The following is a 25,491-nucleotide window of genomic DNA, read 5'->3' as shown; positions in this document are numbered from 1 at the left end:
TATTCACTGCCATATTTCTTGACGAGGTTAAGGCTGCCCAGCTATTAACTCCATCCCCCGCCCAATGCCTTGTAAATTTTTACGGTCGATATGCGTTGGCGCTTGGTCACATCGATTAATTCGAGATTGGCCTGCAACGCATTTTGTTGAGCGATAAGCACTTCCAGGTATGTTGCTCTGGCAGATTTATAAAGCTCATCAGATGTTTCAATAGACTTTTTCAATGCTTCGCTTTGCTGCTTTTTCTGGAAATGGACTTGCTGCAAATTCTTCATCTTGGAAAGCTCATTCGACACTTCGACATAACCGTTCAGAATGGTTTTCTGATAGTTGTACATTGCCGACAACTGATTGGCTTTTGCCGTGTTGAACTGCGCTTTCAGCGCATTCATATTGATCAGCGGCGCCACTACGGTTCCAAACAGTGAATAAGCGAGTGAAGCCGGTGTCTGAAATAAAAATTCTGGATTGAATGCCTGATATCCCAACGTCGCCGTGATGTTGAAATTCGGGAAAAAGGCCGCCCTTGCCGCTTTCAGATCAAACTTGCTGGCCTCAATCTGATGTTCGGCTTCGCGGACATCGGGGCGGTTTGCCAGCAATTGCGAAGGAACGCCCGATGCGATTTGCTGAGGAACCGCTTCGAACAGCACTTCCTTCTTCCTCTCAATGGGCTGCGGATAGCGCCCCAGCAGGAAATTAAGCCGATTCTCGGCTTCCGTGATTTGTTGCAGCGTCTGTTTTTCCAGGGCTTGCGTATTGAGCAATTGAGCCCTGAACTGCTGTACGGCCAGTTCATTCGCCCTGCCGGCTTCTTTCTGCAGTTTGACGACCTCCAGCGCCTCCTGCTGTTTCTGGGCGGTCTGCCTGATGATGTCCAGTTCATTATCCAAGGCCAGCAATTCGTTGTAGTTAACCGCGACATCGGCCACCAAATTGGAAATAACAAAGTGGGTGCCTTCAATGCTCGACAGATAGCCCTCGATTGCCGCCTTGCGCTGGCTCCGCAGTTTGCCCCAGACATCGACTTCCCAGGAGGCCTGCAGGCCTAAAAAGAGATCGGTCAGATTTTCGGGAACAATTTGCCCGGGCGTGATTTCGGTAGAGGCGTTGCCCGCCCCGTCCATGGTGTAAAGCCCGAACTTTTGCACCCCGCCGCCTATGCTCAAATCCACTTTCGGCAACAGCGCCCCGTTTGCCAGCTTCACGCTGGAGCGCGAGACTTCAATCCGCTGCAAGGCCATCTGCAGATCGAGGTTGTTGGCCACGGCGGTATCGATCAGCTTTACCAGAAGCGGATCGGTAAAGTATTGGCGCCAGTTGATGTCTGCAATAGTCGTGGCCGTGTTTTTCTGATTTTGGAAACTTGCAGGAATCGCCTTTTCCGGAATGGACAGGTTGGTATCGAGCGATGCGCAGCCATTGATGGTTACGGCCAAAAACGAGATGGCCAAGGGGTAATAAATTTTATTCTTCATTTAATCTTAAATAGTTTCCGAGAGAGCCATTTCTTCTTTTCTTCCGTCGTGCTTGCGCTTGTCTGTAATGCTTGCAAACACCACATAAAGCCCCGGAATGACAATGACCCCGAAAATGGTCCCGAAAAGCATGCCTCCCGCAGCTGCCGTGCCAATGGTATTGTTGCCTATCTTTCCCGCCCCCGAAGCGAACATCAGCGGAATCAGACCGGCAATAAAGGCAAAGGAGGTCATCAAAATGGGACGCAGGCGCAGCGTGGCGCCTTCAATGGCCGCTTCGAGCGGCGTTTTCCCCAGCCGGTGCTGCATCGTGGCAAACTCAATGATCAGAATGGCGTTCTTGCCGAGAATGCCGATCAGCATGATCATGGCGATCTGCGCGTAGATATTGTTTTCCAGACCCATGACCATCAGTAAAAACAAGGCTCCGAATATGCCGATCGGCAAAGAAAGAATAACCGGCATGGGCAGCAGGAAGCTTTCATACTGGGCGGCAAGCAGCAGGTATACGAACACCAGGCAAATCAGAAAAATATAAATCGCCTGGTTGCCCGCCTGGGCCTGGTCCCGGGATGAGCCGGCCCAATCGTAGCCAAAGCCTTTCGGCAGTTTTTGCGCGGCCACGTCCTTGATCGCGGCAATGGCCTGCCCGCTGCTGTACCCTGGCGCCGGCTGGCCGTTGACCATGGCCGAGGTGTACATGTTGTAGCGCGTCACCTGCTCAGGGCCATAGACTTTTTCAACGCGAAGAAAGGAGGAAAAAGGCACCATTTTTCCGGCGTCATTTTTGATGTACAGCTCCATCAGATCATCCGGCTGAGCACGGTATTCGGGCAGCGCCTGCACCATGACCTTATACATCTGGCCGAAACGGATAAAGTTGGTGGCATACTCGCTGCCGATCAGGGTTTGCAGCGTACTCATGGCGTTCTCGGCGGTGATGCCTTTTTGCGCAGCCTTGTCGCCGTCAATGTGCAGCAGAAATTGCGGAAAACTGACGTTGAAGGTGGTAAAGGCATTCACGATCTCGGGCCGTTTGTTGAGCTCCTCCACAAAGGCATCGGCCACTTTCTGCAATCTTTGCAGATCGTCCGAACCGGTCTTGTCCAGCAAGCGCATTTCGAAGCCGCTGGAATTGCCATAACCCGGCACCGGCGGCGGCGTGAAAAACTCAATGCTGGCATCTTTGATATATCGGGTTTCTTGTTCCAGCATATGGATGATGTCCTTGTCGGAAACTGTTCTCTCATCCCAGTTTTTCAAGCTGATCAGATTCATGCCGTAAACGGCGCCCGTACCTTCGGAGAGCAGGCTGAATCCTGCCAGGCTGGAAACCGAATTCACACCGTCCAGGCCCGATGCAACGCGCTGCACCTCATCCGACACTTTTTCGGTGCGCTCAAGGGTTGCTCCCGAAGGTGCCGTAATGTTGGCGTATATGGTCCCTTGATCTTCTTCAGGGATAAAACCTGTAGGCACATAAGTTCCTATCAAACCGGAGCCTACAGAAAAGCCAACCAATATTCCAAACGTTATAACCCGTCTGTCAGCGATGGCGCCGATCAGCTTTTTGTAGTTGCCGGACAGCCTGTCGTACCCGTTATTGAATCTTGCAAAGAATCTCTGCAGGCTTGATTTTTCAGCATGATCGGAAACATGAACATTCTTGAGAAACAAGGCGCACAGCGCGGGAGTCAGGGTGAGCGCCGTAATCCCCGAAAGGACAATGGAAAACGCCATAGTCAAGGAAAACTGCCGGTAAAAAACGCCTTCAGGACCTTCCATAAAGGCGACCGGTAAAAATACGGCCGACATGACCAGCGTGATGGCGATAATCGCTCCGCTGATTTCGCGCATGGCCTGTTCCGTGGCTTTTCGTGCACCCATTTTGGAATGCTCCATTTTGGCATGCACGGCTTCGATGACCACAATGGCGTTGTCCACCACGATACCGATAGCCAACACCAGTGCAAACAGGGTAATGAGATTAAGGGAAAAGCCCATCAGCTGCATGAAGAAAAACGTGCCGACCAACGACACCGGCACGGCAATAATGGGGATGAGGGTGGAGCGAAAATCCTGCAAGAAGACAAACACCACCAGGGCAACCAACAGAAAAGCTTCTACCAGTGTCTTGATGACTTCATGAATGGAAGCATCCAGAAACTCGGAAACATCATAGCTCAGGGTATAATCCATGCCCGGCGGAAAGGACGTGGACTTTATCTTCGCCATGGTCGCTTTGATATTGTCAATCACCTCCTTGGCATTGCTGCCCGGGCGCTGCTTTAACAGAATGGCGGCGGAAGGCCGGCCGTTTTCTTTGGAAAGAACGTTGTAATCCTGAGAATCGAATTCGATTTCGGCAACATCCCTGAGCCGCAATATTTCGCCATTCTCCGCACTGCTCAAGACGATGTTTTCATAGGCTGCCTTGGTATTATGTTTGCCGGTGTACTTCAAGACGTATTGAAGCGCCTGCGCCCTTTTACCTGAGCTTTCACCAATTTTACCCGGCGCGGCTTCCACGTTCTGAGCTTTCAGTTTTTCAATGACTTCCGTAGCCGAGATGTTGTACATCAACAGTTTATCGGGCTTCAGCCACACGCGCATGGCGTATTCCCTGGAGCCCAGGATTTCGGCAAAACCGACCCCGTCTATTCTTTTGAGCTCTTTTAAAACATTGATGTCGGTAAAGTTATAAAGAAATTTCTCGTCCAGCGTTGGGTCCGAACTGAGTATGTTGATATATAACAGCATGGCGTTTTGTACTTTCTCGACAATAACCCCTGCTTTAATCGCTTCGGCGGGCAACTCGTCCAGCACCGAAGACACCCGGTTCTGCACGTTGACGGCGGCGACTTCCGGGTCGGTGCCGGCCTTGAAAATAATCTGGATTTCGCCGCTGCCGTCATTGCCGGAAACAGACGACATATAAGCCATGCCGGGCACGCCGTTGATCGCTCGCTCGAGCGGTGTTATGACAGCCTTAACGACAACTTCCGCATTGGCGCCGGTAAATTTTGTCGTCACGTTGACCTCGGGAGGCGCGATATCGGGAAACTGCGTGACAGGCAGTCGGGTTAAAGACAGCAATCCCATCAACGTGATCAGAATGGAGATGACAATCGACAGTACCGGCCGATGAATAAATCTTGAAGTCATGATAATCCTTACCGCCCGGTCAAGCTTTAATGTCTAACGACATCACTTCGGCTAAATCAACATCGACAGGATTGATTTTATGTCCATCCCTGACATTTTCGACGCCTTCGAACAGTATTTTTTCGTCTTTTGATAAGCCGGACTCCACGACATAAAAATCAGGAAACCGCATTTTGGGAACGATGTTCCTTTGCTGCAGCACTCCGTCCCGGCTGACTACGAAAACATACAGCTTATCCTGAATTTCAAACGTTGATTTTTGAGGAATTTGCAAGGCGTTCTTCAGCTCTTTGTTGACGATGACCTTGCCGCTCGCCCCATGCTTTAAAATGGCGTCCGGATTTGGAAACCTGGCCCTGAAAGCAATGTTGCCCGTTGAACGATCGAATTCGCTTTCGATCATTTCTATTTTTCCCGCGTGCCCATAGAGCACACTGTTGGCAAGCTTTAAACCCACCGTTTTTGCCTTTTGTTCTCCATTGGTGATGTAGTTCAGGTAATCGATTTCCGACAGATTGAAATAGGCAAACACTTCCCGGTTGTCGGAAATGGAAGTCAGCATGTCGCCTTCTTCTATCAGACTGCCGACCTTGTTCGGAAGCCGGTTGATGACGCCGTCATAGGGCGCCTTGATGCTGGCGAACGAAAGCTGTAAAGCGGCCTGTTCTTTGTTCGCCTTAGCCTCTTCCACGTCGGCTTTCAATGCTTCCGCTTTGGCCTTTGTTACAGCCAGTTCCGCTTTGGATACAATATTTTTTTCGACTAGCCGCCTTACGTTGGTTAACTCAACTTGGGCAGCCTTCAAATCGGCTATGGCATTTTTATAAACTGCATTGGCCTTTTGCAATTCCTTTTCGAATTCCAACGGGTTCAGCGTAAACAGCAGTTGCCCTTCCTTTACCGGCTGACCTTCATCCACATAAATTTTTTCAATGTAGCCTTTAACCTGGCTTCTTACCTCGACGTATTTTACCGACTGTATGTCGGCAACATATTCGCTGCTGTAGGTGGTGTCTTTTAACAGAGGGGTTATTACCTGATGGGAATCGACGGCCTCAACTTCTTTTTTAGGTGTGCAGGATGCCGTGATCAGGCAGAAGACAAGAAACAGTATTTGGCTATTTTTCATTTGAAGTCATTTAGGCAATTGAATGTCTGACACAGCAAGAGAATCGTACGAATTTTCTTCGTGCTGTTAGGATTACGGATTTTTTCAAACAGATGAAACTTAAGGCATAAAATTTTTTGCTCTGCTCATTAAACCCAGCTTTCACTTTTTCTATTAACGCATGCTTAAATTTGGAAAGCTGAATACTGAAAGGCGGACGCAGTTCTCAGAAAATGGGTACAAATGAGTAAATGAGTTGTTGTTGACAACATTGGCTAATGGCATTGCAAGTCATGGAATTATTGATTACAAAGCAATAATTATGCCAATATTAACAAAACTAAATAACATTGTTTTTCCTATAGATATTTCATCTTGTAAATTCATTCGCCTGAATACAGTGTTGCAATTTGCGAAAAGCGAGTGCAGAATGCATCACTATGTCTGTTATTTATAAATTAACTTTCTCCCTGTTCGCCTTGACATTAGTGGTTTTTGGCATCTACGGGACGTATCAGCTTCGAACCGAATCGCAGGACTTACGGGATGATGTTGAAAAAGAGACTCGCTTATTAGCCCACAGTTTGCTGGTTTCTGTAGAGAACGCTTTACGGGATCAGCAAACGGAAGACGTGCAAAAACTCCTGCAGCAACTGGAACGTCTGAAGCCTTCCATTGATGTGCGTATCTACATCCAGAATCGCAGCGTCATCCGTGCAGATGCGGAAAACGTAGTATGGCCGGAAGCCGTTAAACAAGCCCTATATCAGGCTGCACTTGAGGGTGAAACGAAGCAATTCTATTTTCCCGCGAAAGACCCCGACTTTCTGGTGCTGTCCTTGCCTTTCAATAAGGATACAGCCACTACGCCCGGCAATCTGGCGCTTGTGCGGTCATTGCAAAAGATGAAAGAAGATCTGAGCAAAACCAAAACCTACATCCTTTTATCTTTTTTCTCCTTGATTTTATTTATCACCCTGCTTTGTTTCTTTTTAGGACAGATTTACATTTCCCGCCCTCTGCGGGAACTCCGCCAAGCCATGCTGGCTTTCAGAAACAGCCGGGAACCGCCGGAGCCTTTACCGATAAGCGGAAATGACGAGCTTTCGTCCGTGCGGCAGGAATTCAACCGGATGACGGTGCAATTGTTTTCCGCTTACCGCAGACTGGACGCCGAAACCCAGCAAAGGCGGCAGTTGCAACGCGCCTTACAGAATGCGGATAAGATGATAACGATCGGCCAGTTATCGGCCGGACTGGCCCATGAAATCGGCTCGCCCCTGCAGATCATTAACGGCAGGGCGAGAGCGCTGGCCGACGGCAGCGAGGATTTGCAGGAGGTACGGCGGATAGCCAATATCCTGGTCGACCAGACCGACCGTATCACGCGAATTGTCCAGCGTCTCCTGGAGTTTGCCCCGCGCCCGTCATCCGAACCCGTGCTCTGCGATGTCATCCAGGCTGTAGCCGAAGTCATCGACATGCTGGGCTTCGAAGCGCGGCGCCAAGGCGTGGCCATGACTTTCACCCATCCTGAGATATTGCCGCTTCTGCTGATCAACAAAGACGGCATCCAGCAGATCGTGTTGAACCTGCTGTCCAACGCGCTGGCGGCAGTCGTTGACACAGGCTCGATCAGCGTCGATCTGTCCCAGGATTCCATTGTCTATGCCGACAATAAAATACCGGCGCTGAGGCTTACCGTCAGCGATACAGGGACAGGCATCGCGCCGGAACATCTGCCCTATCTTTTCGAACCTTACTTTACCACTCGCAGCAAACAAGGCGGCACCGGTCTGGGACTGGCCGTGGTCAAGACATTGGTGACCGAAATGGGGGGCAGTGTCGTCGCCGAAACAGAATTCGGCAAAGGCAGCCGGTTTATTGTTCACTTGCCCTGGAAGAATCCATCATGACTTCAGAAAACGTTCACCTGCTGGTGATTGACGACGATCCCGGCATTGTCGACTATCTACTCGACATGCTACGGCATGAGGGCTATTCGGCCGTCGGATTCACGCAAACCGATGAAGCGCTCAGCGCCATAGAAAAAGAGCCGTTCGATCTCGTCATATCCGATGTGGTCATGCCCGGCATGCGCGGCCTCGAATTAATGGCTGCCATTCACCGCAAACGGCCTGAACAGCTGGTATTGCTGATCACCGCCTTCGGCAGCATTGACCTGGCGATGCAAAGCATGCACGCAGGCGCTTGCGACTTTTTAACCAAGCCGTTCCGCATCGAAGAACTGTACGCCGCGGTAACCCGTGCGCTTGAAGACCGGCAAATGCGGCGTACGGCGGTAAAAATCGACTATACCGATGATAAAAACAGCGACACGAGCATTTTTGTAACCCGCAGCGCTTGCATGCGGCAATTGATCACTCTGGCAAAACGGGCTGCCGCAGTGAATTCGACGGTGCTTTTAACGGGAGAAAGCGGTACCGGCAAAAGCGCAGTGGCACGCTGGATTCATGACAACAGCCCGAACCGTCAAGGGCCTTTTATCGCCGTCAATTGCGCCGCGCTGCCGCACAGTCTGGTGGAAAGCGAATTGTTCGGCGTCCGCAAAGGCGCTTTTACCGATGCCAACAAAGACAGGCCGGGACTGTTTTTGCAAGCGAATTCCGGAACTTTGTTCCTCGATGAAATCGCTGAACTGCCCTTGGAAATACAGCCCAAGCTGCTGCAAGCGCTGGAAACCGGAACAATCCGCGCACTCGGCGATACCAAAGAAGAGCAAGTCAATGTTCGCCTGATCGCCGCGACCCACCAGCCGTTGGAACAACGCGTCAACGACAAACTGTTCCGCCTGGACCTTTATCACCGGTTGAATGTGATCAGCCTTGAAGTGCCTCCTTTACGAGAGCGCAAGGAAGACCTTAACGAGTTGATCAAGACATTAATCGACACGATCTGCCAACGTCTCGGCAAACAAGGGCCGGTCAATATTTCGGCGGAAGTGCTGCGTTGGATACAGGCCTACCATTGGCCGGGCAATGTCCGTGAACTTGCCAACACTTTGGAGCGGGCTATCGTACTTGCCGAACATGACACGCTTTTTATTGAAGATCTGGCGCAAGCCTCGAAAATTCCTTTCAACGACAAGAATTTTCTGGAACTGGCAATGATGCAGGGATGGACAGTCGAAGACGTTCAGCAGGCCTATATTCGCCATGTTCTGGAAGCAACCGGCGGCAATAAAATTCAGGCCGCCCGGATACTTGGCCTGGACCGCAGCACCCTGTACCGCAAGCTGGGATAATACTTTCCTGCAGGAAAATCAACCGGCTGATCTGAAACACTTTCACAGCCTCGAAGCCGCCTTTTCATATTAATGTGGACCAATACCTTCAAGCTAGACAGGTCATGGGTTTGCCGGTTTTTCCTGCCCCATGCAGACATTCAGTGCGCGCGGCAAGGTTGGTCTATGAACGGCTATTTTGCTATTATCCCTTTATGATAAACAACCACAGGTATAAATCCACACAGTAGAAATCAAATACGCCGCCTTTGTCGGGCTGCGCATCATTCCGTTCTTTAATACACATTAAGGAGGTTTTTCGTGTCCCCAAAAACACGTATTGGTCTCATCGGTTACGGCAAGACCGGCAGAGCCGTAGCCAACATATTTAGCACCGACCCGCGCTTCGAACTGCGCTGGATTGCCCGCCGCACGGCCAGCGGCGTCGCTCAAACACACCCAGACACCGCCGTCCCTATCATCAGCATTGAACAGCAACCGTTCGAGGAGCTGTTTATTCGGCATCCGGTTGATGCAGTCGTGGATTTTTCCTTGCCAGAAACAGTACATTTGTATGGAGAAATAGTGCGCAAACGCAGAATAATGCTGGTCAGCGCGATTTCCGCTTATTCGAAAAGCGATCTGGCTTATATTCGCAATCTTGGAAAGTATACACGGGTGATGTGCTCGCCCAACATTACGCTGGGGATCAATTTCCTCATGACGGCGGCCAATCTGCTACGCAAGGTCGCACCCTTCGCCGATGTGGAAATCCTTGAGCAACACTTTAAGGAAAAGCCTGAAGTTTCAGGCACGGCACTCAAGATTGCGGAAAAATTAGGCGTGGAAGATGATCAAGTCACCTCATTGCGGCTCGGCGGAATTATCGGCGAGCATGAAGTCATTTTCGGTTTCCCTCACCAAACCGTCCGATTAATCCATTCATCCATCAGACGTGAAGCATTCGGTACCGGCGCAGCTTTCGCTTTATCCCAACTGGCAAGCTGCGATATCGGCTTTTATACCTTCGAAGACCTGCTGCTACGTGCCACCAGCAACAATGAATTGCCGAAGCCCGGCATTTCCAGGGCGACAATTTGAATAAAATTAAGTTACCTTCGGCATGGCCGGAGGTAACTTAATTTACTATCCGGAATTAATATTCACTCAGCCAATAAAAGTGGAAAGGCTGGATGGACAGCCTGCCCTCCTCTATGACAGGCTGCTGGCCCGAATATAGATCGATTAACTGGCCGGAAGTACCGAACCCCTCATGAGCCAGGGTTTGCAAATCGAGAGCCTGCGGTTCGGCGCTGAAATTGCTCACCACCAGAACGCTTTTCGAGGAGCGGTTGTGATCGAAACGCATGAAGGCAAACAGATGCTCATTATTCGTATCGATCAGATGGCGATTGTTGAAATCGGCAAAGGCTGTCGTTTCCTTGCGTATCGCGATCATCTTCTTTAACGCGGTGAACAGCGTGTACTCTATCGTGCCCTGCTTCTTGCGCAGTTCAACACGTTGCCAGTCAATTGTCGGCCTGTGTATCCAGCGGCTGTCGCCTAATTTATCATGATCATCGCGGTAGCTGTAATCATTGAAGGTGCCGATCTCGTCGCCGTAATACAGCAATGGGATGCCGCCGAAGGCCATGATCAGGTTATGCAGCAGCAGGATTTTATCGATAGCGATCCTGATCTCCTGTTCATTGCCGGATTGGGCCGCTTTTTCGAGGCCGGCCAGCGAGGCCAGAGAGCCTGAGATACGCGCATCGCCGGTTTTATCATTGCGCATGAACGGCACGCCGCTGGCAAAAGACCCCGGATAACTGCCCGTATAGAAATCAATCAGAAACTGCCGGTGGGCGAAAGGATCGTAACCGGCGGCGCGAATGTCGTTGTCATCATAACCCAGACCAATATCATCATGGCAGCGCACATAGTTCAGCCAGGTGGCGCGCTCCAGTTTGCCGGGCAGGCTCTTCAAGCCCTGAGTCAGCAGTTTGCAGTTTTGGGTGGCGATGGCGTCCCAAAGCAGCGCCATGAACGTGGCGTTATAGGCAATCTCGCATTCCTTGGCAATGATCGCGTCTTCGCCGAAATATTTGATGATTTCCACCGGCGCGACGATGGCTTCGGCAATAAACAGCGCGCCCGGCGCCACGACCTGACAGCAGTCTTTCATCAATTGCAGCAGCAAATGGGCTTCGCGTTCATTCTGGCAAGTGGTGCCTATCTTCTTCCATAAAAACGCCACCGCATCGAGCCTTATTATATCGGCGCCCTGGTTGATCCAGAACAGGATGACATCGATCATCTCGATGAATACGGCGGGATTGCTGTAATTCAGGTCCCATTGATAATTATGGAAAACCGTCATGACCCATTTTTGCATGGTCTCGTTCCAGGTGAAATTGCCCGGACTGGATTCCGGAAAAATCTCCGGCATGCTTTGCTCGTACATGTCGGGAATTTCGCGGCTATCAAAAATGTAATAGTAATCCTGATATTTTTTATCGCCGGCAATAGCCTTCTGCGCCCATTCGTGCTCATCGGAAGTATGATTGACGACCACGTCCAGCACCAGCAGGATGTCGCGTTTGCCGAACTCCTCAGCGATTGTCTGCAGGTCTTCCAGCGTGCCGATCCGCTCGTCGATTTCACGGAAATTGCTGACCGCGTAGCCGCCATCGCTTTTGCCGACCGGGCATTTCAGTATCGGCATGATGTGCACAAGATTAATGCCCAGCTCTTGAAAATAAGGCGTTTTAGCCGCCATATTCCGTAAATTGCCGGCAAAGCCCGCACTGTAGAGCGCCATACCGACCCACTTCTGGCTTAAAAACCAGTTGTGGTCTTTTTCCCGGGCGATATCAAGGTCCTTCAATTCCCTTGGCCTATGCATGTATTTCCGCACCAGCGTTTCAACCAGACGCTGCATCTGAAGTTCAAAATCATCCCGCTGCCCGTAGAGGCGCTCGAAAAGATTATGGATGGCATAGAAATTCGCCCCCAGCCGCGTATAAAAATGCTGCAAATCCCGTCGCCGTTCGTATGCATTCGGCTGCAGCTCATCCAGAATTTCGTTCAGCAATGAATGGGAGATTTGTTCGTACATGATTTTCTCTCTGAGGCTACTGATTGAGTGCCCAGGCTTCCATAAAAGGCTGGTAGAAGCCAATGTCCTGAACCGTCGCGCCGCGCCGGCCGACCAGCGCCGAAGCAAAACACTGCGCGCGCTCCATGGTCAGTTTTATATTCCAGCCCATATTCAGGCCGAGCAGCAGAACGGCGGCAAAGGCATCGCCGGCGCCGACCGTATCGAGCACCTGCAGAGCCGGCGCAGGCGCCACATTGACATGATTGCCCGCCGCGTCGACCGCCAGCGCGCCCTGATCGCCATAGGTCACGACCACCCCCTCAAGGCCATAAGCCCTCTGAAACGCACGCATATCGGCGCCGATGTCGCCCGACAGCGGCTGCAGCTCAGCCAGCTCATGATGATTAAGCTTGACCCAGTCGGCATCGTCAAGCAACTGCCGCACATCGTCCTTTTTCCACCATGGCGCGCGCAGATTGACGTCCAGAAAAATCTTGCCGCGATGCCGGGCCTTTAATACGGCCAGCGCCCGTCTCGACACCTCATGCCGCACCGCCAACGTGCCGTGATAAAGCAGACCGTCGTGTATTTCCACGGCCAGCTCATCGGCAGCAATGAAGTCATAGGCCTGTGCCGGCAGGATCGCGTAACGGGGTTCGCCATCGTCGATCATGACTTGCACCGAGCCGGTGGGATGTTCGCTATCGCGTTGCAGGCCCGACACAGCCATGCCCCATGCCCGCATGGCCGCTTCAATGGCATCGCCTAACGGGTCCCGGCCGATGCGGCTGATAAAACGCGGAGCCTGGGCAAAAGCCTGCAAATGCCAGGCTGCATTGAACGGTGCGCCGCCGAGCACGCAGCTGCCGTCGGGAAAATGATCAAACAACACTTCGCCGAACACTGTAATAGGTTTATTAGTCATTAATTTTCATCCATTGTTGCGTGTGCGGCAGATAATGTGCGACACCTTCTAAAATACCAGCACTGTAATTGCCGTTCATGCCCATAAAACCGCCTTTGGCGAGATAAAGCGCGCTGCTTGTCGAGCGCAGCGCCGCCAGCTCCTGGGCTTCCTTGCGCACATCGGCGCTGGCGTTGGCAACCAGCACCGACCGGATCGGACTGATCAGCACCGGCAGATCATTGCCGCTGTCACCGGCGAACACGGTATTTTCGATGCCGAACCCTAACTCCCGCATCAAAAACTCAATGGCATGGACTTTGGTGGCGCTGGCCGGCAGCACGTCCAGCAATCCGATTGGACCGGCCTCATCGACACTATAGATCAGGTCGGCCCGGATGCCCTGCTCCCCTAGCAGGCCGCGCATCGCCGCCATCAGCCGGGGCAGACCGGCCTCTATCGGCACATAATAACTGAGCTTGAAGCGGTTCTGCTTGGCGCTTTCCTGCAACCTCAGATCCGCCAGATGCCCGAACATTCGCCGCATGTCGGCATGTTCGCGGCCGGCCCAGTCAGGCGCGATGGCTGCTATCCATTGCGGCCATTCCTGCCAGCCCTCGGCTGTTATCGCATAGATGCTGGTGCCGACATCGCCGATGACGAAGTCGGGACGCGGCAGTTCGTATTCGGCTATCGCCTGCTCCACCAGCGCCTTGTGCCGCCCTGAAACATAAGCCAGCAGCACTTCCGGGCGCGCGGCCAGAGCCGCGAACAGCGCCCTGGCCGGTGCCGATTCCGGCGCGTTGCCGTTCGGCAGCAACGTGCGGTCAAGATCGGTACAGATTAACAGCCGTTCAGTCATTGTTGTTGAAAAAATCATAGTGCTCGATCGCTTCGATAATGCCCAGCGCATGAGGTTGCCGTGCGAAATAAATACGCTCCGGTTCATCCAGTTGCGCAAGTTCCTCGCGGTGCCGGTTAGCCACGACGACGGCCAGCGTGTTGCCGCGCATCATGTCCTCGTCGGCGGCCGATCCGCCGGCGACCAGTATCCGTCCCAGCGGAATGTTCCACTGCTGGGAGAAATAGCGCAACGCCAGCCCCTTGGATGCGCGCACCGGCACGATATCGAAATATTGCCCGAAAGCGAGCCGTGCGTTGACAACCTGTTCTTCCTGACGCAGCCGCGCATTGATCTCATCCGGGGACGGCGCGATATCCGCATTGTAATAGAAGGAGATTTTGAAACGGCTTTGTTCATTCTTGGGCTGCCAGGTCAGGCCGGGCATTTCACTCATGATCCTGCGGATAGCTCCCGGATTCCAATAGTGATCGATGTGCCGGGCCCAGGCCATATCGGCTGTGATATGAGGCGCATAGTAGATTTCCGTGCCGAGGCTGGTCAGCAATACATCCGGTGTCGGGATACGGTGCTTCCTCAGCGCCGCAAGAGCCGAGTCGAGCCGTCGCCCGGTCGCGATGCCGAAAAAGACATGCCTGCGCTTGTCGCGGATATAGCGGGCGAATTCCAGCAAGCCTTCCGGGTTGCCGAGCAGGCTCTGATCGATATCGGTGAAGATGGCCCGATCCTGATAGCGCAGGGAGTTGCGTGAGCGGGCGACTTTGGGCAGCGGCACCTGCTGGCCGAGCAAGGGCCTGATGCTGTTCACGTACTTCTCGGCATGCGCCTGCCAGGAATAATATTTACGGACATTGGCCAGGCCGTTCTCTGAAAATGTCCGCCACTGCTGCCGGTCTTTGAGCAGTGCCATAAGCGCTTCAGCCAAGGCCTGTTTATCGAGCGGATCGATGAGCAGACCGTTATGGCAGTTGCCGATAATATCGACAGGGCCGCCGTTTTCGGTCGCGACCAGCGGCAAACTACATGCCGCCGCTTCCAGCAGAGTCAGGCCGAACGGTTCGGTCAGCGCCGGATTGACGAACACGCCTTTCGATAAAGCCGCCAGGCGGTAGATAACCGGAACGTCTTCCTGGTTGTGGTGTTTGGGGATTGCGATGCGCCCGTACAGATCGTAGCAGTCGATCAGGAGCAGGATGTCCGTGAGCACGGATTGGGCGCCTTCATCCATTTCGCGGATATCGTCGCGGCAGCCGGCCACGATGACCAGATTGGCTAGTCGCTGCAATTTCGGACATTCGCCGTAGGCTTCAATCAGAGTCGCAATGTTCTTGCGTACATCCGGGCGCGATAGCGCCAGGATCATCGGCTTTTCGGGTTCTTTCAGGAATCGCGTCAGGCTCTTGTGAATCGCTGTGTTTATCTCCGAACCGTCCGGCGCATGAAACTGATCCAGATCAGTACCGGGAGGAATGACCTCCATACGCTCGGGATGATAATAGTCGTAAAGCTCGTACTGTTCGGCGATTTCGTTGTTCGTGCTGGTAATGACCAGTTCGGCATTGGCCAGAACATCTTCCTCGACATTGATGCGCCGGGATAAATGGTAACGTTGTTCAATGGACTCATTGAGCAATCCCGTCGCCAGCAGCCGGCCGCGTTTGTCGCGCCCCAGGGAATGCCCGGTATGAATCAGCGGAATGCCGGTCAGATGAGCCAGACGCATGGCCACGTAGCCCGCATCGGCATAGTGGCTGTGCAGTACATCGGGCATGCGCGGCTGCTGGTGCAGCCAGTGCAGCAGATTGTCTGCGAATATATCCAGATAATCCCAGAGTTCCTCTTTACGAAAATAGCCGTCCGGGCCTGCGGCTATGCGGATGATGCGGGCCTTATCCTGAAGCCGCTCAACCGGTTCGCCGTAGTCGGCGCTGATATTGGCATCGATGATCTGGCGGGTTACCAGATCGACGCGCTCTACATCGTCGCGTAACGCCAGCGCCCGGGTCAGATCAACGACGTATTTGGTCTGGCCGCCGGTATCGGCATCACGGCCCAGTTCAAGATCGTGGCCGCGAATCAGGCCGTGAACACTGATCAGAAGCAGATAAAGGGGATCTGTTTTGCCTGTCATAACCATTCCAGTCAGCTAGAGGTTGATAGGTTTTTCGCATTCCTTTTTCATCTTATCTCTTCGTAAAAAATTTGAGCCTTCTGCCGTCCGTAGATCAGCAGAGCCTGTATTGAATCCATTGACACTATTGGTTCTATGCAGTTTCAGGCGCTATTCCTTTTTCTGAATCAACCAGTAAGTAATGCCCAATGCCATAACAACCAGTGCCGATGCACCGACATATTCATAAGGTAAATGCTTATAATCAAAGACGATGACTTTCCGTGAAATCGCCATCAAAGCGGTCGCGACCACCAGCTTGACGGGAATCACATCGCTGCGGATGTACAAAGTGATATTCAAGAAAATCTCAATGGCGATCAGTACGGCCAGAAATGCGCCGAAAGTATCCAGGATTTCATCAGTGGTCATCAGCAGTAAAGGCGGCGTCGTCAATTTTTCGTAAATGACATAGATGACATCGACAATGCTGAGCAATATCACAAAAGTCATCAGCATGGCCAGAAACTTGACGCCCGTGCGAATCGTGCGATGCAGGAACTGAATAAACGAGTCTTCGTGATCTATGGGCAGTTCTTCATGCTTCGTTACGCTCACATGCTTGATCAGTTTGACGCGCAGGAGATTGACTAAGGGACCGATTATGCCTTGATGCGCAGCAATGCCGGCAGGCGTAAATTCCTTGTCAAAAAAATGGGGAAAGTCTTTGAAAGTATTCAAATCGCGTTCGTCCAGCTTCTCAAATCCCATGCTCCAGTAGGGAAAATCCCGTTCGGCAATCGGTTTTCTTTCAATCTGGGTAACTTCTCTGTGCCGCGTATCTTTTTTTATTTTTTCAAAGGTTTCATCAACGGCTTGCTCGTCGCCTTCCAGGATCTGAAAAAAAGTCCTGTGCAAATAAATAAGCGCACCGGTAATATCTCTGGCGCTGTTATTGGTGCGGCAGGTTTTCAAAAGCCCTAACAGTTCTTCGGCATTCCAGTCTTTCAGAGCTGTACTTGCAAAAATCAATCTGATCATAGCTGTTTTCCTCTAACACTAGACTCCAATCGTCAAGCAAGATTCCTAGCATTAAAGGCTAATTGTCCGTTTCAGATACTTGAGAACGAATCAGAAAACTTTAGTATGGCTTTACCGGAAAACTCATATTGAAGCTGAAGGGATTGAAGACGGGCTTTCTTATGTCAAGCCGAGTTTTGCATCCATCAATTCGACTATCGCTCAACTGACTATAAAGGCATGCTCTCCCATCCGATCGGATGAAAGAGCATACCGGCTGCCTTTCGAGCAGTGAAATAATCGTCAACCTAATGGAATTCTAATCTTCTGGCCCGGGTAGATTAAATCCGGATCTTTGATGACTTCCCGGTTGGCTTCGAAGATGCGCTGATATTGATTGGCGTCGTGATAATATTTCTTGGCAATTTTCGATAAAGTGTCGCCGCTGGCAATCACGTAGTACTCGACATTTGCAGGTTCCAACGCCGATGCGGCATCCTGGCCTGCCGAGGCCGCTTCAACGATGTCGATTTTCGGCACGACCTTAGTAACGCCTTTGACGTTCCCGGCCATCAGCACGGCCTTCTGCGCCGCTTCCGCGCTATCGGTCTTACCGATCAGGGTCACTTCGCCGTCTTTGTAGGCAACGCCCAAATCACTGATTCCCGGGTTACTGGCCATAATATGTTCCGTAATTTTATCCGCGGCCTCGTCATCCCTATTGAACAATTTGCCGCCGATATCTTTAACAAAATCTAATAGTCCCATATCATCCTCCAGTGCTTGTTTGAAAAGCGATTAAAAGAATTTCTTGGCAAGATTCAATAAATCATCGGTGATATCGCCATCTTTATCCGCATCCAGAAAAGACGTGATCCAATTACCCGACGAATTGGCCCCGGCTTGTCCATAGTTTTGGGCTGAATCGGCGGATAAGGTCTTACCGGACGTCTGCTTGCTCAAGGCGCCCATGACCACCGCTGCCACCAAGGGCAGTAACTGCTTGACAATGCCCGTATCTGCGCCTGTTTCCTGGGCGGCATGAGCTGCCACATTGCGGCTGACATCCTTACTGCCGAAAATATGGCTCAAAATTGCGTTTCCGTCCGCTTTTGCAGTTTCTTCTTGCAATGCTTCGGGATGATCAATATAACGCTCATGGCTTCCGGTCTGTAGGGCGCTCAACAGCCCTTGCAGTCCTTCGCCGCTTGCCGCGTTGGATTTGATTCCTCTGGAGACAGCGGGCAATAATTGCCTGACAATATTCTGCACATCGCTTTGATCAATACCGACGCTTTGCGCCAACTTGGCAACCATGTCCGCATTCTGCTTTCCTAGAACAGCATCTAATAGACTCATCGCTCAACCTCCTCGTGGCTTGTGGCTTCTACTAAATAAGCACCACCGGTGCATACTGCTTTGGATCAAAATTCGCTTATTGATTTCCTCGTTTCCGAATAAAAACCATCGACTATTTCCTACATTCAGATCACCAACTTGAGATTTAAGTTCTGGAAAACTTGAAACGGCCCCTAGGACTGGCTAAATAATCGCTCACCAAAAAGAACCTCCACTATTAAGTTAAATCTATTCAATGACTAAGCAATACAATATATTAAAGCACTTTAAATATTGTCCTGCGTCAAATTTTTGTAAAAGTGTTGTGGTATAATTTTTTTTAAAAACCCTATCACTCTCTCGTGCATGAATGAAGATCAGGCCAAGCCAGCGCAATATTTAATCAGTACCGTTTCAAAGCGTTCCGGCGTCAAAACCGACCTGATCAGAGCCTGGGAAAGACGCTATGAAGCCGTGACGCCTTCCCGCACAGCAGGCAGACAGCGTGTCTATACCGACCAGGATATCGCCAGATTAAAATTGCTCAACCAGGCTATAAACAATGGTCACAGTATCGGCCGGATTGCCAGGCTCTCTCTGGATGAATTGCAGTCCCTGCTCAAAAGAGATACCCACGCGGCAAAACAGCCGATGGGCGTTGTCACTCCAATACGCGCCAACAATCGCGATCTGGCGGAAGAGTATCTGGAGAAATGCTTCAGCGCCATCATTGCTTTCGAAGCCGCGGTACTGGAAGGTCATTGTGAAAATGCCATTGCCGAGCTGGGGCCAATGCCCTTTATCGAGCACTTGCTGACGCCTTTACTGAACAAGATTGGTGAAAGTTGGCAAGCCGGTTTGTTGAGGCCGGCGCATGAACACATGGCTACGGCCATAATCCGTTCTCTGGCTTATATCCTGAGATCCAGCGCGCCCTGCCCAAAACAGGCCCCACGCTTAATTATGAGCACGCCGCTAGGCCAATTACATGAAATAGGCGCCTTGCTCGCCATGATTATTGCCGAATTCAAAGGCTGGCACGTAACTTATCTGGGACCCAATCTGCCGGCTGAAGAAATTGCCGCCGCCGTTAAATATGCCCGCGCTTGCGCGGTAGCAGTCAGCATCAGTTTCAGAACTGATGACCATGTCATCAATAGGGAGATAAGACGTCTGAACAAACTGATAGGAAAAGATGTCGCTCTCATTGCCGGCGGGAGAGCGACATCCGATTATCAAGCCGTCCTGGATGAGGTTGGCGCTTTAAGCGTTCAGAACTATGAACACTTCAAACTGATCCTGGACCGTTTACGCATTCAAACTTCGCTTCATGACTACTCTTAACCCGATCAAGTAGTTCTGATTCAAAAAGAGGGGGGATCCTTATCCCCCCCAGAATGAGCGCACCTCAAATCTGTTCGGTAGTCTTGTCGGCATCTGCTTTTTTCTGCCCTTTACTACCTGAATTAGACTGATTGCCTTGATAATCGTTTCCGTCCTGAGGCGGCCTGACGTCTCTGCGCGCCATTAAATCCTCGATTTGCTGGTGATCCAGTGTTTCCCATTTCATCAGTGCATCGGCCATTTTATGCAGGATGTCGATATTTTCCTGCAGGATGGTTTCCGCGCGTTGATAGTTGCGGTCGATGACCAGACGTATTTCCTCGTCGATCATGTGAGCGACGTTACTGGAAACGGGGCCGCCCTGAGAGCCGGAATATCTCATGAAAGGCTGACTGCTCTCCTCGCCGTAAACCTGCGGCCCGAGTTTGTCCGAAAATCCCCAGCGCGTCACCATATTGCGGGCCAGCTCGGTTGCGCGCTCGATATCATTGGAGGCCCCGGTGGTCACGCGGTCGCCGCCATAAATCATCAGTTCGGCAATTCTGCCGCCGAACAGCCCCGCTATCTGGCTCTCCAGTTTACGTTTGCTGGCGCTGTACTGATCTCTTTCCGGCAAGAACATGGTGATGCCAAGCGCCCGGCCTCTAGGCATGATGCTGACCTTATAGACCGGATCGTGATCGGGCGACTTCTGCCCGACGATACAATGCCCGGCTTCGTGATAAGCCGTTAATAACTTATCGTCTTCCGACATAACCATGGTGTGTTTCTCGGCGCCCATCAGAATCTTGTCCTTGGCTCTCTCAAGATCCTGCATGTTGACTTCTTCCTTATTGGCCCTGGCTGCGAACAACGCCGCTTCATTGACTATATTGGCCAGTTCCGCGCCTGAAAATCCCGGCGTGCCGCGCGCTATGTACTTCAGCTCGACATCTTCGGCGACCGGCACATTCTTGAGGTGCACATTCAAAATCTGCTCACGGCCGCGCACATCGGGCAGCCCGACATTTACCTGGCGGTCAAAACGCCCCGGCCTGAGCAGTGCTTTATCGAGAATATCGGCCCGGTTGGTTGCGGCAATAACGATGATGCCTTCATTACCGTCAAAACCGTCCATTTCCACGAGCAACTGGTTGAGCGTCTGCTCGCGCTCCTCATTGCCGCCCCCCGCTCCGGCACCGCCGCGTTGGCGGCCAACGGCGTCGATTTCGTCGATAAAGATAATGCAGGGCGCATGCTCTTTAGCCTGAGTGAACATATCCCTGACCCGGGAGGCGCCAACGCCGACGAACATTTCAACGAAATCGGAACCGGAAGCACTGAAAAACTTAACTCCGGCTTCACCGGCAATGGCACGCGCCAACAAAGTTTTACCGGTGCCGGGAGGGCCGACCATTAACACGCCGCGCGGCATTTTGCCGCCCAGTTTCTGAAACTTGTGAGGATCTCTCAGGTAGTCCACCAGTTCGACCACCTCTTCCTTGGCTTCCTCGCAGCCGGCGACATCTTCAAATTTGACGGTCATATTGTCTTCGGTCAGCATTTTGGCTTTGCTTTTGCCAAAGTTCATGCTGCCTCCCACGCCTCCGCCAGGCATTCTGCGCATGTAGATGACCCATATAGCAACCAGCAGCAATACAGGAAACCAGGATATAAATAATTGCGCAAGAAATGATTGTTGTTCTGGTGCGTAGGTTTTTATCTGAACACCGGCTTCGAGCAGATCATCAATAAGGTGGGGATCATCAGGATTAATAGTCTCAAAGGTTTGACCTTCCGATGTGCGGATTCTGATGAGATTCCCCAGAATTTCCACCCGCTCAACCTGACGATGTTTGACTTTTTCAATAAAACTTGAATAGGCTATGGAGTTATCCGTTGGAGGGGTTGAGTTCAGCCGGGTAATGATTACCGCCGCCGCGATCAAAACAACACCCCAAAGCAGTAAATTCATTGAATATTTCTTCATGATTTGTCTCCTGGCTTTGGCGGTACTATCAACACCTTGGCGATGTCTGAGTGCTTATGGGCACTGCTTGGTTTTATGCATAAAAAGATCATTATAGACAATTACTTATATTAACTTGCAGAATTGAAGAGATACGTAAAAAAAAATGTATCTCGCCTTTTTCCTTATCAGTTCCATATCAGGTTTTACTGCGCTTTGCCCGTGCACTCCATCCTCCGTTAGCAAAGCACGATGTTAAAACCCAGGCCTAATCATCAAGACATCCTTAAAAAGAACATCTAGCTATAGGGAAGCGGTTGAAATTTTTCATAAAAAAACCTGAGGCTCATATAAACCCCAACTTTTTCGGGCTGATTCTTCGGGCGTTGTTTTTATGGCTTGTCTGGCTTTCGGCATATCACTGATCCGATCTGAATCTATAACTTTGCTGATTTCCTGCAACGACTTCATGCCAAGACTCACTGTGAAATGATTTGAGGAGCGATAGGTCAAGCATTGCCTAACTCATTGTTTTGACCGCAGTTTATCTAAATAGGTCATAATAATGACGTCTTTGTAAGCCTAGTTAGATTACAGCCTGACCGATAGAATAATAACATATTGATTTTATTAGGTTATTTTAAACCTAGTAAATTAACAGCGCATGAACTAAGCGGCGCTTCGGAAGCGATAACCACCTGATTCTCCACCTAATCTTCATCCCATAATAATCAGTAGCCCGGCCTTTGTCTAATTATAATTAGACAAAATATGTACAAAAAGACCTGAGCAGCTAAACTTTATTAGAAAATTATAATATAAAATGAGGTTTTGGGGGAAATAGTTGATAATCAGCTACTGATAATTTTTGATGCTATCAGTCTGAGTATTTCACCGCCAAGGACATGAAGGCATAAGCCAGAACGCCTGCCGGCGCCCAACCCGCGCGGCAGTCAGGACCGGCACAATGGTGACAAGAACAATCAGTAAGGCAACCAGCGCGTTATTCTTCTCTTTTCAAATAGCTTTCGAGCTCTTCCCAGCGAGCCAGAAGATCGATCCGGGAAATGACGCCCACCAGTTTTCCGGCTTCCACTACGGGCAACGATGTCACCTCATGATCCACCATAAGCCGGGCCGCCATGAACAGGCGCATGTCCGGTTTAACGGTGTACACATCCTGAGCCATTATCTCGGCGGCTGTATGCCCCTGAGCCTTGTCGGACTGCGTGTTTTTAGGACCAAAGAAGGCAACCCAGAAATTCTCCTTCCAGATGGAATCGCGGGGTTTGAGCCGCTCGTCGAGCCCGCGGTGAATCAAATCTTCAGCTGTGACAATGCCGAGCAATTTGCCTTCATCGTCGACAACGGGAACGCCATTGATACGATTGGCGATCAGCAGGTCCGCTACCTCTTTAACCGGAGTTTCCGGCCTGACGGTGATAGGATTGGTAGTCATATAATCTCGAATTAACATGAACATTCTCCTGAGCTTGTAAGTTGGTAAGCATGCGTAGCCGTTCAACGCCTGTCGGTCCCTTCTTGAGCAGTGTCCCCCGCATAATGGCAGGCATGATGGCTGCAACAATGTCGATCTCAACCAATTTCTTGGCAGTGCGTTGGCGCAACAATAGAGAATCGCAGGTTGGCGTAACTTCTGTACAACTTCGAGGTCCATAAACTTATAATGTCTTAGACAACCGATAGGTATATTTTTACTTTTTTAGCACACAACCCAGCCGGTTTTGAAAGCAAGACTCGGAGTGTTTAATAGCAATGGTTTGTTAAATTAATCGGCAAATATCAATGAACACGAAAATTCATATGCCGAAACCGACTAACACAAATTATTTAAAAACAGAGGATGATCCTCGTTGGCAAACTGTACTTGCGCGCGATCATACCGCTGATGGTCACTTTTATTATTCGGTTAAATCCACTGGTGTCTATTGCCGACCATCTTGCCCGGCACGCATCGCCAGGCCGGAAAATGTACAATTCCATCTCAGCCGGGAAGAAGCCGAAACGGCTGGTTTTCGTCCCTGCCGACGCTGCAAACCTGATCAACCCTCCTTGCGTGAGCAGCATGCCGATAAAGTGACGGAGATTTGTCGTCTGCTGGAAACGGCGGAAAACGAACCTAGCCTTGCCGAATTGGCGGCTATCGCCGGACTTAGTTCCTTTCATTTTCACCGAATTTTTAAAGCGATTACCGGTTTGACGCCAAAAGCGTATGCGGCAGCCCAACGTAGTCATCGAGTTCGAAATCGATTGGCGAAAAGCCAATCGGTAACCTCCGCCATCTATGATGCCGGTTACAACGCCAACAGCCGTTTTTATGAACAATCGCCGCAACTATTAGGCATGACGCCATCCGATTATCGTGCCGGCGGCCCCAATAGCCGGATTCGTTTTGCTTTGGGTGAATGTTCGCTCGGTTCTATTCTGGTGGCGGCCAGCAAAATCGGTATTTGCGCCATTGCTTTGGGCGACGATCCGGATCTCTTGGCCCGAGAGTTACAAGACCGTTTCCCCCAGGCCGAACTCATCGGCGGCGATCATGAGTTCGATCAATGGGTTGCTAAAGTGGTTGGCTTTGTCGAAGCCCCGGCGATTGGCCTGGATTTACCGCTGGACATACGCGGCACCGCATTTCAACAAAGAGTTTGGCAGGCTTTGCGGCAAATCCCGGTCGGCGAGAAAGTGAGCTACACCGATATTGCACAGCGCATCGGCGCACCCAATGCAGTACGAGCGGTGGCGGGTGCCTGTGCAGCCAATACCTTGGCGGTAGCCATTCCTTGCCATAGAGTAGTCCGCTCGGACGGCAGCTTGTCCGGTTACCGTTGGGGCGTGAAGCGCAAAGCCGGACTGTTGCGGAGAGAGAACCCGGCATGAAGACCCATGTGATGGCTTGCACACTGCCGCTGCCTGCGAATTACCGGGTAACCGATATTCTGTCTTTCCATGCGCGCGATACTTTGGCTGTTGCCGAAGCCGTAGATGCCGACCGAGTGCGCAAAGGGATCGTCTGGCAAGGTTCACCGGCCTGCTTGACGCTCCGGTTTTCATCCCAGCGCGCTGAAATAGAGCTCAGTATCGATCATCCATCAGATTCATTTGAAGCTGACGCATTATCCACGCTGGCCTTGCGGATGCTCGGATTAAATCAGCCCATTGCTGTTTTCGAGGAAAGTGTCAGCCGGCATCCCCAGCTTGGGATGCTGGTCAAAAAACAGACCGGATTGCGCGTACCGGTCTCGGCATCGGCATTTGAAGCTTTGACTTGGGCGATCACCGGGCAGCAAATCAGCGTTGCCGCCGCTATTTCAATACGCCGTAAATTCATTCAGTTGGTCGGATTACAGCATTCCAGCGGCCTCTATTGCTACCCGGACGCACGGCATGTAGCGGATTTAAGCAGCGACGACTTGCACCGGGCCGGTTTTTCGCAAAGCAAGGCGCAGACTTTGCTGGCTGTGAGCCAAAGGATAGTGTCCGGTGAATTGGAACTGAATGGCGATCTGAAGGAGCCGCCGATAGAACAAATTCGTCAACAACTATTGAAAATTCGCGGCATAGGCCCCTGGACTGTCGAATATGCACTATTACGCGGATACGGTTGGCTGGACGGTTCGCTGCATGGTGATGCCGCAGTCCGCCGCGGCTTGCAGATATTACTGAACCACGTTGAGCCGATGGATGAAAACCAAACCCGGCAATGGCTGGAAAACTTCGCACCGTGGCGGGCTTTGGCGGCCGCGCATTTATGGAAACTGGCTTCCAGCGCGTCGCGGCGTCAGTGGAGATAAACGTTCGATTGGAGTATCATCTAGCGCTTCAATTTCAAACCTTAAGATCCTTCGAGAT

Annotated in this window: 18 protein-coding genes; 6 read left to right on the top strand and 12 right to left on the bottom strand. The window is 51.3% G+C overall.

The genetic code is table 11. The features are described 5' to 3' along the window. Nucleotides 1-44: 44 nt before the first annotated feature. Genes V2P20_RS17215 through V2P20_RS17205 form a run of 3 tightly spaced genes read right to left on the bottom strand, consistent with a single transcriptional unit; the run spans nt 45 to nt 5,772 of the window. Nucleotides 45-1,478, bottom strand: coding sequence for an efflux transporter outer membrane subunit (locus V2P20_RS17215; protein WP_331820459.1), 1,434 nt, complete (start codon nt 1,476-1,478; stop codon nt 45-47). A gap of 6 nt (nt 1,479-1,484) precedes the next feature. Beyond that, nucleotides 1,485-4,643: an efflux RND transporter permease subunit gene (locus V2P20_RS17210; RefSeq protein ID WP_331820457.1), complete on the bottom strand. Its 3,159-nt coding sequence runs from the start codon at nt 4,641-4,643 to the stop codon at nt 1,485-1,487. A gap of 19 nt (nt 4,644-4,662) precedes the next feature. Next, entirely contained in the window at nt 4,663-5,772 is a 1,110-nt protein-coding gene (locus V2P20_RS17205) for an efflux RND transporter periplasmic adaptor subunit (protein ID WP_331820455.1), read from the bottom strand. A gap of 419 nt (nt 5,773-6,191) precedes the next feature. Here V2P20_RS17205 and V2P20_RS17200 point away from each other — a divergent pair, with 419 nt between their 5' ends. The 3 genes from V2P20_RS17200 to V2P20_RS17190 all read left to right on the top strand — a co-directional run bounded on the left by V2P20_RS17200 (nt 6,192) and on the right by V2P20_RS17190 (nt 10,096). Further along, nucleotides 6,192-7,667, top strand: coding sequence for an ATP-binding protein (locus V2P20_RS17200; protein ID WP_331820453.1), 1,476 nt, complete (start codon nt 6,192-6,194; stop codon nt 7,665-7,667). After that, nucleotides 7,664-9,016 carry a sigma-54 dependent transcriptional regulator gene (locus V2P20_RS17195; RefSeq protein ID WP_331820451.1) on the top strand — a complete coding sequence of 451 codons (1,353 nt, stop codon included), beginning with the start codon at nt 7,664-7,666 and terminating at the stop codon, nt 9,014-9,016. Before V2P20_RS17200 ends, V2P20_RS17195 begins: the two co-directional genes overlap by 4 nt. A gap of 300 nt (nt 9,017-9,316) precedes the next feature. Beyond that, the gene (locus tag V2P20_RS17190; RefSeq protein ID WP_331820449.1) at nt 9,317-10,096 is read left to right on the top strand and encodes a dihydrodipicolinate reductase C-terminal domain-containing protein; all 780 of its coding nucleotides are present in this window, start codon (nt 9,317-9,319) and stop codon (nt 10,094-10,096) included. A 55-nt stretch (nt 10,097-10,151) separates the two neighbouring features. Here the strand turns inward: V2P20_RS17190 and V2P20_RS17185 are convergent, their stop codons facing one another. The 7 genes from V2P20_RS17185 to V2P20_RS17155 all read right to left on the bottom strand — a co-directional run bounded on the left by V2P20_RS17185 (nt 10,152) and on the right by V2P20_RS17155 (nt 18,350). Further along, nucleotides 10,152-12,113 (bottom strand): alpha-amylase family glycosyl hydrolase, encoded by a 1,962-nt coding sequence (locus V2P20_RS17185; RefSeq protein ID WP_331820447.1) that lies wholly within the window; start codon nt 12,111-12,113, stop codon nt 10,152-10,154. A 16-nt stretch (nt 12,114-12,129) separates the two neighbouring features. Then, on the bottom strand, nt 12,130-13,020 hold the full coding sequence (locus V2P20_RS17180; protein WP_331820445.1) for a PfkB family carbohydrate kinase: 891 nt from the start codon (nt 13,018-13,020) through the stop codon (nt 12,130-12,132). Further along, nucleotides 13,013-13,861 carry an HAD-IIB family hydrolase gene (locus V2P20_RS17175; protein ID WP_331820444.1) on the bottom strand — a complete coding sequence of 283 codons (849 nt, stop codon included), beginning with the start codon at nt 13,859-13,861 and terminating at the stop codon, nt 13,013-13,015. The genes V2P20_RS17180 and V2P20_RS17175 overlap by 8 nt, the downstream gene beginning before the upstream one ends. Then, entirely contained in the window at nt 13,854-15,998 is a 2,145-nt protein-coding gene (locus V2P20_RS17170; protein ID WP_331820442.1) for an HAD family hydrolase, read from the bottom strand. The genes V2P20_RS17175 and V2P20_RS17170 overlap by 8 nt, the downstream gene beginning before the upstream one ends. Before the next feature lie 144 nt (nt 15,999-16,142). Beyond that, the gene (locus V2P20_RS17165; RefSeq protein WP_331820440.1) at nt 16,143-17,012 is read right to left on the bottom strand and encodes a phosphate-starvation-inducible PsiE family protein; all 870 of its coding nucleotides are present in this window, start codon (nt 17,010-17,012) and stop codon (nt 16,143-16,145) included. A gap of 282 nt (nt 17,013-17,294) precedes the next feature. Then, a complete protein-coding gene (lysM, locus tag V2P20_RS17160) occupies nt 17,295-17,759 on the bottom strand; it encodes a peptidoglycan-binding protein LysM (RefSeq protein WP_331820438.1) in 465 nt (154 codons plus the stop codon). Nucleotides 17,760-17,789: 30 nt separating this feature from the next. Further along, nucleotides 17,790-18,350 (bottom strand): DUF937 domain-containing protein, encoded by a 561-nt coding sequence (locus V2P20_RS17155; protein ID WP_331820436.1) that lies wholly within the window; start codon nt 18,348-18,350, stop codon nt 17,790-17,792. Between the two features lie 345 nt (nt 18,351-18,695). Between V2P20_RS17155 and V2P20_RS17150 the strand changes: the two genes are divergently transcribed. Next, nucleotides 18,696-19,673 (top strand): MerR family transcriptional regulator, encoded by a 978-nt coding sequence (locus V2P20_RS17150; RefSeq protein ID WP_331820434.1) that lies wholly within the window; start codon nt 18,696-18,698, stop codon nt 19,671-19,673. Between the two features lie 64 nt (nt 19,674-19,737). On the opposite strand, the gene ftsH is transcribed toward V2P20_RS17150, so the two are convergent. Further along, a complete protein-coding gene (ftsH, locus tag V2P20_RS17145; RefSeq protein ID WP_331820432.1) occupies nt 19,738-21,642 on the bottom strand; it encodes an ATP-dependent zinc metalloprotease FtsH in 1,905 nt (634 codons plus the stop codon). A 982-nt stretch (nt 21,643-22,624) separates the two neighbouring features. Further along, nucleotides 22,625-23,098, bottom strand: coding sequence for a CBS domain-containing protein (locus V2P20_RS17140; protein WP_331820430.1), 474 nt, complete (start codon nt 23,096-23,098; stop codon nt 22,625-22,627). A 329-nt stretch (nt 23,099-23,427) separates the two neighbouring features. Here V2P20_RS17140 and ada point away from each other — a divergent pair, with 329 nt between their 5' ends. Both ada and V2P20_RS17130 read left to right on the top strand, forming a co-directional pair. Next, nucleotides 23,428-24,519 carry a bifunctional DNA-binding transcriptional regulator/O6-methylguanine-DNA methyltransferase Ada gene (gene ada / locus V2P20_RS17135; protein WP_348532254.1) on the top strand — a complete coding sequence of 364 codons (1,092 nt, stop codon included), beginning with the start codon at nt 23,428-23,430 and terminating at the stop codon, nt 24,517-24,519. Beyond that, nucleotides 24,516-25,433, top strand: a complete 918-nt coding sequence (locus V2P20_RS17130; protein WP_331820428.1) for an AlkA N-terminal domain-containing protein — start codon at nt 24,516-24,518, stop codon at nt 25,431-25,433. The genes ada and V2P20_RS17130 overlap by 4 nt, the downstream gene beginning before the upstream one ends. Nucleotides 25,434-25,491: the final 58 nt, after the last annotated feature.

Source organism: Methylobacter sp. Wu1 (assembly GCF_036553575.1).
Lineage (GTDB): Bacteria > Pseudomonadota > Gammaproteobacteria > Methylococcales > Methylomonadaceae > Methylobacter.
This window is presented reverse-complemented; position numbering and strand designations above follow the sequence as displayed.

Excerpts from the sequence above, each read along its gene's own strand:
- lysM (WP_331820438.1), bottom strand. The coding sequence starts at position 17,759 with ATGGGACTATTAGATTTTGTTAAAGATATCGGCGGCAAATTGTTCAAT.
- V2P20_RS17165 (WP_331820440.1), bottom strand. The coding sequence starts at position 17,012 with ATGATCAGATTGATTTTTGCAAGTACAGCTCTGAAAGACTGGAATGCC.
- ftsH (WP_331820432.1), bottom strand. The coding sequence starts at position 21,642 with ATGAAGAAATATTCAATGAATTTACTGCTTTGGGGTGTTGTTTTGATC.
- ada (WP_348532254.1), top strand. The coding sequence starts at position 23,428 with ATGAACACGAAAATTCATATGCCGAAACCGACTAACACAAATTATTTA.
- V2P20_RS17130 (WP_331820428.1), top strand. The coding sequence starts at position 24,516 with ATGAAGACCCATGTGATGGCTTGCACACTGCCGCTGCCTGCGAATTAC.
- V2P20_RS17215 (WP_331820459.1), bottom strand. The coding sequence starts at position 1,478 with ATGAAGAATAAAATTTATTACCCCTTGGCCATCTCGTTTTTGGCCGTA.
- V2P20_RS17210 (WP_331820457.1), bottom strand. The coding sequence starts at position 4,643 with ATGACTTCAAGATTTATTCATCGGCCGGTACTGTCGATTGTCATCTCC.
- V2P20_RS17205 (WP_331820455.1), bottom strand. The coding sequence starts at position 5,772 with ATGAAAAATAGCCAAATACTGTTTCTTGTCTTCTGCCTGATCACGGCA.
- V2P20_RS17195 (WP_331820451.1), top strand. The coding sequence starts at position 7,664 with ATGACTTCAGAAAACGTTCACCTGCTGGTGATTGACGACGATCCCGGC.
- V2P20_RS17170 (WP_331820442.1), bottom strand. The coding sequence starts at position 15,998 with ATGGTTATGACAGGCAAAACAGATCCCCTTTATCTGCTTCTGATCAGT.
- V2P20_RS17180 (WP_331820445.1), bottom strand. The coding sequence starts at position 13,020 with ATGACTAATAAACCTATTACAGTGTTCGGCGAAGTGTTGTTTGATCAT.
- V2P20_RS17200 (WP_331820453.1), top strand. The coding sequence starts at position 6,192 with ATGTCTGTTATTTATAAATTAACTTTCTCCCTGTTCGCCTTGACATTA.
- V2P20_RS17150 (WP_331820434.1), top strand. The coding sequence starts at position 18,696 with ATGAATGAAGATCAGGCCAAGCCAGCGCAATATTTAATCAGTACCGTT.
- V2P20_RS17140 (WP_331820430.1), bottom strand. The coding sequence starts at position 23,098 with ATGTTAATTCGAGATTATATGACTACCAATCCTATCACCGTCAGGCCG.
- V2P20_RS17155 (WP_331820436.1), bottom strand. The coding sequence starts at position 18,350 with ATGAGTCTATTAGATGCTGTTCTAGGAAAGCAGAATGCGGACATGGTT.
- V2P20_RS17175 (WP_331820444.1), bottom strand. The coding sequence starts at position 13,861 with ATGACTGAACGGCTGTTAATCTGTACCGATCTTGACCGCACGTTGCTG.
- V2P20_RS17185 (WP_331820447.1), bottom strand. The coding sequence starts at position 12,113 with ATGTACGAACAAATCTCCCATTCATTGCTGAACGAAATTCTGGATGAG.